The sequence below is a fragment of the Betaproteobacteria bacterium genome, assembly GCA_016791345.1.
GTDB lineage: Bacteria > Pseudomonadota > Gammaproteobacteria > Burkholderiales > JAEUMW01 > JAEUMW01.
This window is the reverse complement of record JAEUMW010000341.1, coordinates 1-7,969: the sequence shown is the minus strand read 5'-3', so window position 1 is coordinate 7,969 and position 7,969 is coordinate 1. Positions and strand designations below refer to the sequence as shown.

6 protein-coding genes and 1 pseudogene are annotated in these 7,969 nt (G+C 66.3%); 1 reads left to right on the top strand and 6 read right to left on the bottom strand.

The window, feature by feature from the left end; genetic code table 11:
• The 6 genes from JNK68_13455 to JNK68_13430 form a co-directional block, all read right to left on the bottom strand.
• Window positions 1–746: NarK/NasA family nitrate transporter (locus tag JNK68_13455; GenBank protein MBL8541362.1), on the bottom strand; the 746-nt coding region annotated here is incomplete at its 3' end.
• Window positions 747–775: 29 nt separating this feature from the next.
• Complete coding sequence (nirD, locus tag JNK68_13450; GenBank protein ID MBL8541361.1) at window positions 776–1,087, bottom strand: nitrite reductase small subunit NirD; 312 nt, start codon at window positions 1,085–1,087, stop codon at window positions 776–778.
• A 32-nt stretch (window positions 1,088–1,119) separates the two neighbouring features.
• Window positions 1,120–1,413: an antibiotic biosynthesis monooxygenase gene (locus JNK68_13445; protein MBL8541360.1), complete on the bottom strand. Its 294-nt coding sequence runs from the start codon at window positions 1,411–1,413 to the stop codon at window positions 1,120–1,122.
• A gap of 61 nt (window positions 1,414–1,474) precedes the next feature.
• Window positions 1,475–3,907: an NAD(P)/FAD-dependent oxidoreductase gene (locus tag JNK68_13440; protein ID MBL8541359.1), complete on the bottom strand. Its 2,433-nt coding sequence runs from the start codon at window positions 3,905–3,907 to the stop codon at window positions 1,475–1,477.
• A gap of 63 nt (window positions 3,908–3,970) precedes the next feature.
• Complete coding sequence (gene cobA, locus JNK68_13435) at window positions 3,971–4,723, bottom strand: uroporphyrinogen-III C-methyltransferase (protein MBL8541358.1); 753 nt, start codon at window positions 4,721–4,723, stop codon at window positions 3,971–3,973.
• A gap of 16 nt (window positions 4,724–4,739) precedes the next feature.
• Entirely contained in the window at window positions 4,740–7,499 is a 2,760-nt protein-coding gene (locus JNK68_13430) for a molybdopterin-dependent oxidoreductase (GenBank protein MBL8541357.1), read from the bottom strand.
• Between the two features lie 245 nt (window positions 7,500–7,744).
• Here JNK68_13430 and JNK68_13425 point away from each other — a divergent pair.
• A pseudogene (locus JNK68_13425) lies at window positions 7,745–7,894 on the top strand (aspartate/glutamate racemase).
• The last annotated feature ends 75 nt before the right edge of the window (window positions 7,895–7,969 follow it).

Here is a 7,969-nt window from a genome sequence, read left to right as displayed (position 1 = left end):
TAGCCCGCCATCACCGGCGTCAGACCGTACTGGTCGTTGAAGTAGATCGTGAGCGACGACGCGAGACCGACGAAGCCGCCGAAGGTGACGCTGTAGAAGAACATGAACCACCAGGCGTCCTTGTCCTTCAGCACGTGCATGTACTCGCCCAGCGATTTCGCCGGCGGGCATTCGGGGCTGTCCTTGGCGAAGATCAGGAAGACGATGAACGCGAAGGCGAGCGGTATCACCGCCAGCCCCAGCACGTTGTTCCAGCCGAAGGTCATCGCCAGCCCTGGCGCGAACAGCGCCGCGAGCGCCGTGCCGGAGTTTCCCGCACCGGCGATGCCGAGCGCGGTGCCCTGGTGCTCCGGCGGATACCAGCGCGACGCCAGCGGCAGCGCCACCGCGAACGCCGCGCCGGCAACGCCGAGTGCGAGTCCCAGTGCCAGCACCTGCGCGTAGCTGTGGATGCCGAAGTACCACGCGACGAGCAGCGCCACCATGACGATGATCTGGCCGATGATGCCCGCCATTTTCGGCTTCAGGTGGTCGACCAGCACCCCCATGACGATACGCAGGAGCGCCCCGGCAAGCACCGGTGTGGCGACCATCAGGCCTTTCTGCGCGGGTGCCAGTGCGAGATCCTTGGCGATCTGCACACCGAGCGGGCCGAGCATCACCCACACCATGAAGCTCAGGTCGAAATAGAGGAACGCTGCGATCAGCGTCGGCGTATGGCCCGACTTGAGAAATGACTTGTCCATCGGATAGCTCCTTGTCGCAGTGTCAAGGCTCAGACTTCGAGCAGTACCTGTCCCGCCTCCACCTTCACGGGGAATCGCTGGACGCAGCCTTCGTCGGGCGCCACCGCCTTGCCGTCGTCGAGGCAGATGGTCCAGCCGTGCAGCGGACAGGCCACCTTGGTGCCGAAAACGATTCCCTGTGAAAGCGGTCCGCCGCGATGCGGACACGCGTCGCGCACGGCGAAAACTTCGTCGTCCGCATTGCGGAACACGGCGATGTCGCCATGCGCCGCGCTCTTCACCACCCGCGCGCCCAGCTTGGGGATGTTCTCGAGGGCGCCGATCTTCACCCAGTCGCTCAATTTCACCTCTCTCGTCAGGTTAAGGCGCCCGCTCACGCCTGAATGTCGAGTTCGTAGACCTCGCGCGCCGGCGGCCCCGTGAACACGTCGCGGAAGCGCGAGAAGAGATCGACGAACGCGCCCGTCTCCACGAACGCGCGCGCGTCCGCCTCGGTTTCCCACACCGCCACGTGGCGCCCCTTGCCTGAAGTCTTGTCGGTCATGACGCGGAAGTTCGCCATGCCCTTCTGCGATTTCATCCACGGCACGCCGAACTCCTGGTAGCGCTTGATGACTTCCTCCACCTGATCTGGGTAAGCCTGGAAGGTGACGACTGCGACATACATGTTGTTGGTTCCTGTGTGAGTGGTCGTTGACCGGGTGCGCGCGGCAAGCCGTGTCGCGCCCCTAGACGTAGAGCGGTTCGAACTCCTGCCTGGCGGCACCCTCCTGCACCCGCTCCTTCCAGGGGTCCTTCTCGCCGGAGACGGCGTACAGCAGGCGCTCGTACAGCGCTTTCCTGCCTTCGGCATCGTCCAGGATGCGGCTCTTCACGTAGTCGAGGCCGACCCGTGCCACCCAGTGGCAGGTGCGGTCGAGGTAGCGCGCCTCCTCCCGGTAGAGCTGGATGAAGGCGCCCGAGTATTCCACCACCTCCTCGCGTGTCTTCACCTTGCAGAGGAACTGCGCGACTTCCGTCTTGATGCCGCCGTTGCCGGCGACGCTGATCTCCCAGCCGGACTCGACGCCGACGATGCCGACGTCCTTGATGCCGGATTCGGCGCAGTTGCGCGGGCAGCCGGAGACCGCCATCTTCACCTTGTGCGGCGACCACATGCGATCGAAGGCGCGCTCGAGGTCGATGCCCAGGTTGGTGGAATCCTGCACGCCGAAGCGGCACCACTCCGAGCCCACGCAGGTCTTCACCGTGCGCAGCGCCTTGGCGTAGGCGTACCCGGACGGCATGTCGAGGTCGGCCCAGACCTTCGGCAGATCTTCCTTCTTCACGCCGAGCAGGTCGATGCGCTGGCCGCCGGTGACCTTGACGGTCGGAATCCGGTACTTGTCCGCGACGTCCGCGATGCGCCGCAGCTGGTCCGGCGAGGTGACGCCGCCGTACATGCGCGGAATCACGGAGTCCGTGCCGTCCTTCTGGATGTTGCCGTGGGCGCGCTCGTTGATGAAGCGCGACTGCGGATCGTCCTTCGCCTCGTGCGGCCAGGTGGAGATCAGGTAGTAGTTGAGGGCCGGCCTGCAGGACGCGCAGCCGTTCGGTGTCTTCCAGGTGAGAAACTGCATCGCCTCCGGAATGGACAGCAGCTTGTCCTCGCGGATCGCCTTGCGCACCTGCTCGTGGGTGAAGTCGGTGCAGCCGCACATCGGCTTCAGGGTGTTCTCCTGCGGTGCGTAGGCGCCGCCGAGCGTCGAGGCGAGAATCTGCTCGACCAGACCCGTACACGATCCGCACGAAGCAGACGCTTTCGTGTGCTTGCGCACGTCGTCGAGGGTGAAGAGCCCGTTCTCCTTGATCGCCTTGACGATGGTGCCCTTGCACACGCCGTTGCAGCCGCAGACCTCCATCTCGTCCGGCATGGTTGCCGCGTGCGCCTGTCCCTGGTGACCGGCGTTGCCCAGTGTGGTCTGCCCGAACATCAGGTGATCGCGGATGTCGGCGATGTTGCGGCCCTCGCGCAGCATCTGGAAGTACCAGGAGCCGTCGGCGGTGTCACCGTACATCACGCCACCGACGATCTTGTCGTCCTTGATCACGAGCTTCTTGTAGACCTGCCCGGCAGCGTCGTGGAGGACGATCTCCTCCGTGCCCTCACCGCCGGTGAAGTCGCCCGCGGAGAAGAGATCGATGCCCGTCACCTTGAGCTTGGTGGATGTGACCGAGCCCTTGTAGCGACCGAAGCCGAACTCCGCGAGATGGTTGGCGCACACCTTGGCCTGCTCAAACAGCGGCGCGACCAGGCCGTAGGCGATGCCGCGATGCGAGACGCACTCGCCGACCGCGTAGACACGCGGATCGAAGGTCTGCATCGTGTCGTTGACGAGGATGCCGCGATTGCACTGCAGCCGGGCCGATTCCGCGAGCTCCGTGTTCGGGCGGATGCCCACGGCCATGACAACGAGATCGGCGGGGATTTCCTCGCCGTCCTTGAACTTGATGGCACAGACGCGGCCGGACTCGCCGCGGACGAGCGCCTCGGTCTGCTTCTCCAGCTTGAACTTGAGCCCCTTCGCCTCGAGCGACTTCTGCAGCATTTCGGAGGCCGTCCGGTCGAGCTGGCGCTCCATGAGCCACGGCATCACGTGCACGACGGTCACATCCATGCCGCGCAGCGCGAGGCCGTTGGCGGCTTCCAGGCCGAGCAGGCCGCCGCCGATCACCACGGCGTGCTTGTGGCGGGACGCCGCGTCGATCATCTCGTCGGTGTCCTTGATGTCGCGGTAGGCGATGACGCCGGGCAGGTCCTTGCCGGGGATCGGCAGCATGAAGGGGTTCGATCCCGTCGCGAGCAGCAGCCGGTCGTAGGCTTCCTCGGTGCCGTCATCGGCCACGACCTTGCGCGCCGTGCGGTCGATCTTCACGACCTTCTTGTTGAGGTGCAGCCGGATGCCGTTCGTTTCGTACCAGGACAGATCGTTCAGCACGATGTCGTTGATGGTCATTTCGCCGGCCAGCACGGGCGAGAGCAGGATGCGGTTGTAGTTCGGGTGCGGTTCCGCACCGAAGACGGTGATGTCGTAGAGATCGGGCGCGACCTTGAGCAATTCTTCCAGCGTGCGCACCCCCGCCATGCCGTTGCCAACCAACACCAGCTTCATTTTTTCCATAGTGGCTCTTCAGTCCTCGTTGCCCGTTCGAATACTTGTCTGTGCCATTCGCGGCAGCCGCGCTCAGGCCACGTGCCGCTCGCGCACGCCGTTCGCACACGGGGTCGCGAAGCGCACGACTTCGCCCACGACCACCAGCGCCGGGCTGGCGAGCCCGGCGTCGGCGGCCGCCTCGACCACGTCTCCGAGGCAGGAGACGACACTGGCCGCGCGGGGCAGCGTCCCGTTCTGCACGATGGCGACCGGGGTGGTCGCGCTCATGCCGGCGCTGCGAAGTCCCGCAACGATCTCCGGCAGGTGGGTCATGCCCATGTAGATCACGAGCGTCGTCCCCGAGGCGACCAGCGCATCCCAGCGCACCGGCGCATCGCCCTGCGTGTGACCGGTGACGAAGGTCACCCCGTGCGCGCAGTCGCGGTGCGTGACCGGAATTCCGAGCGCTGCCGGCACGCCGATGCCGGCGGTGACTCCGCTGACGATCTCGACTTCAATGCCGGCCGCGCGCAGCGTTGCGAGCTCTTCGCCACCGCGGCCGAACACGAAAGGATCGCCGCCCTTGATGCGTGCCACGCACGAACCCGCGCGCGCGAGCCGCACCATCTGGCGTTCGATGAACGCCTGCGGCGTCGACCGGCAGCCGCCGCGCTTGCCGACCTCGATCACCCGCGCATCGGGGCGAAGAAAACGCAGCACCTCGCGGTTCACCAGATCGTCCAGCAGCGCGACGTCCGCCTGGCCGAGCGCGCGTATCGCCTTGAGCGTCAGCAGCTCGATGTCGCCGGGCCCGGCGCCGATGAGATAGACCTTCCCGCTCATGGCGTTCCCCCGCAACCTACGGCCGCGCTGCCGCGAGGTTGCCGGGCTTGTTGTCGCCGAGGGCGACCAGCCGCTTGAGCTCCGGCACACAGGACCCGCATTGCGTCCCGCACTTGAGCGATGTCTGGAGCGCACCCAGATCCGCGCCGAGCGCAATGCGCTCCGTGATCTCCTGCTCGGCAACATCCAGGCAGGTGCAGATGACGCGGCCGCGCTGGCGACTCCCGGCAGGCGGTGCGGCGAGTGGCGCGAGCACCCAGCGCCGCACCGCGTCGGCCGGCGATCCCTGCGCCATGATGTCCTTCAGCCAGTCGCGCGCGGCCGTTTCCCCCGTGAGGCGAACCCCGGTGACGACGCCGTCCTCGATCATCACGCGCTTGGAGATGCCGCGCTTGGCGTCGACGTAGGTCATGCTCGCGCGCTCGTCGAAATCGAACAGGCGGTCGATCTCGGCGACGAGCTCGGGTGCCACCGGCGCGGCGTGAGCGGCCTGGAGGATGACTGCCGGATGCTCGCGGCCGAAGAGCCCGATGGTGGCGTAGACGAACTCGCCGAGCAGCGGATTGGCAGACGCCAGCCACTGCGCGGCCTTGCCCGACACCGTGTCGGCGGATGCGTCGCGCATGTCGACGACACGCATGACGACGAGCTGCCACGGCAGGTTGAGCTTCTCGACGCGCACCGCGGCATGCTTGAGTTCCGGCTGCTTGGAGACGGGATCGAGCGCCCCGAGGGTGAGCCCGTTGGCGCCGGCGGAATTCATGAACTGCCCGCCCCAGTGCATCGGCAGAAACGTCTGGCCCGGGCGCATCTCGTCGGACGCCGCGACCCGCAGCACCGTCTCGCCGCGCCGGCTCGTCACCCGGACGATGTCGCCATCGCGCAGTTGCCGCCGCTCCATGTCCGCCGGGTTCACGGAGAGCACCGGTTCGCCGGCGTGGTTGTAGAGCCGCGCGACCCGTCCGGTGCGGCTCATGCCGTGCCACTGATCGCGCAGCCGACCGGTGTTGAGATGCATCGGGAAACGCGCGTCGGTCTTCTCCGCGGTAGCCTTGTACTTCGTGTTGAGGAAGCGCGCGCGTCCGGTGGGCGTCGGGTAGACGCCATCGTCGTAGAGGCGCACCTTGCCCGCTGTCGCGCCCTCCGGAAACGGCCACTGCTGCGGCCCGCGCGTCTCCAGCAGCGCGTAGGACAGCCCGGTGATGTCCAAGTCGCGACCGCGCGTGGACTCGCGATGCTCGTTGAACACCGCCTCCGTGTCCGCGTAGTCGAACATGCGCGGCGCGAGTGCGTTGCCCAGTGCACCGCCCAGACGGAGTGCGAAGTCGCGTGCGATCTCCCAGTCGGCACGGGCCTCTCCGGGCGGCGCCACGGCGCCCTTCACGCGGGTGATGCGGCGCTCTGAATTGGTCACGACGCCCTCTTTCTCGCCCCACGTGCTGGCCGGAAGCAGCACGTCGGCGAACGCCACCGTGTCGGTGTTGGTGAATGCCTCCTGGACGACGACGAACTCGGCCTTGTGCAGGGCCTCGTGCACCAGACCGACATCCGGCAGCGACTGCGCCGGGTTGGTACAGGCGATCCAGACCGCCTTGATCTCGCCGCTGCGCACCGCCTCGAACAGCTCCACCGCAGTCTTCCCCGGCTTCGCCGGCACGTCCGGAACACCCCACAGACGCGCGACCTCGGCACGGTGCACGGGGTCGGCCATATCGCGGTGTGCCGAGAGCAGATTGGCGAGCCCGCCGACCTCGCGCCCGCCCATGGCGTTGGGCTGCCCGGTGAGGGAAAGCGGACCGGCACCCGGACGCCCGATCTGTCCGGTGGCGAGATGCAGATTGATGAGCGCCGCGTTGTTCTGCGTGCCGTTGCTCGACTGGTTGAGCCCCTGGCAATAGAGGGACAGCGTCGCCTCCGACTGACCGAACCAGCGCGCCGCCTCGACGATGGCGTCGGCCGGCACGCCGCAGGTGTGCGCCACTGCCGCCGGCGTGTATTCGCGCACGGTCTGCTTCAAGGCATCGAAGCCTTCGGTATGCGCCGCGATGTACGCCTGGTCGCACAACTCCTCCCACAGCAGCACGTGCAGCATGCCGTTGAAGAGCGCGACGTCGGTGCCCGGCAGGATCGGCAGATGCAGATTCGCTTCGCGCGCCGTGTCGGTGCGGCGCGGATCGACGACGATCGTCTTCAGCTGCGGGTTCTTCTGTCGCGCCGCCTCGATGCGCCGGTACAGGATCGGGTGCGCGAACGCCGTGTTGGAGCCGGCGATGAAGAGGCACTGGGTGTGATCGATGTCCTCGTAGCAGGCGGGCGGCGCGTCCATGCCGAGGGTCGCCTTGTAGCCTGCCACGGCGGAGGACATGCAAAGCCGCGAGTTGGTGTCGATGTTGTTGCTGCCGACGAGACCCTTGGCGAGCTTGTTGAAGACGTAGTAGTCCTCGGTCAGCAGTTGCCCGGAAACATAGAAGGCCACCGCGTCGGCCCCGTCGCGCCGGATGATTTCCGCGAAGCGCTGCGCACAGAAGTCGAGCGCCTCGTCCCAGCTGCAACGGGTGCGTGCAGCGGTGTTGCGGCTCGTCCGCATTTCCGGATGGAGCGCCCGCGTCGCCAGACCGGTGCTCAGGTGCAGCGTCGAACCCTTCGAGCACAGGCGCCCGAAGTTCGCGGGATGTTCCTCATCGCCGCGCACGCCGACGATGGCGCCGTCGTGCGTCTGCACCACGACGCCGCAGCCGACGCCGCAATAGCAACAGGTGGATTTGACTTCTTGCATGGGCCCTCAGGGATCGTGGTGCAGGCCAGCAAATTACAATCCACCTTTCTTTATATTGCAGATCAATTACTTGCCAAATATCCAGAGCACTTTCATCAACTTTCGTGATCCATGAGAGTGCACGCGCCTCGACGCGAGCCTTGCTTTAGTGCGTCGTCATTCGCGCGCGGCGGATTGCCCTCTCGACAGCAGTGACATGGCTTGCGCACAATCGGTCTGCACGGATCGGTGCCCAGGAGAAGCGTTTGAAAACGATCGGATTGCTTGGCGGGACGAGCTGGCCGTCGACCATCGAGTACTACCGCATCCTCAACGAACTCGCGCAGCAGGAGCTCGGCGGATTTCACAGCGCCAGCCTGCTTCTGCGCAGCATCGACTATCACGAGATCAAGAGTCGGTATCACGAGCGATGGGCCGAGATTCCGGAGCTGCTGGAACGCGAGATCAGCGCGTTCGCAGCGCTCGGCCCG

What these genes read in the sequence shown, in the direction of transcription:
- JNK68_13445 (MBL8541360.1), bottom strand. Translation starts at nt 1,413, where the DNA reads ATGTATGTCGCAGTCGTCACCTTCCAGGCTTACCCAGATCAGGTGGAG.
- JNK68_13440 (MBL8541359.1), bottom strand. Translation starts at nt 3,907, where the DNA reads ATGGAAAAAATGAAGCTGGTGTTGGTTGGCAACGGCATGGCGGGGGTG.
- cobA (MBL8541358.1), bottom strand. Translation starts at nt 4,723, where the DNA reads ATGAGCGGGAAGGTCTATCTCATCGGCGCCGGGCCCGGCGACATCGAG.
- JNK68_13430 (MBL8541357.1), bottom strand. Translation starts at nt 7,499, where the DNA reads ATGCAAGAAGTCAAATCCACCTGTTGCTATTGCGGCGTCGGCTGCGGC.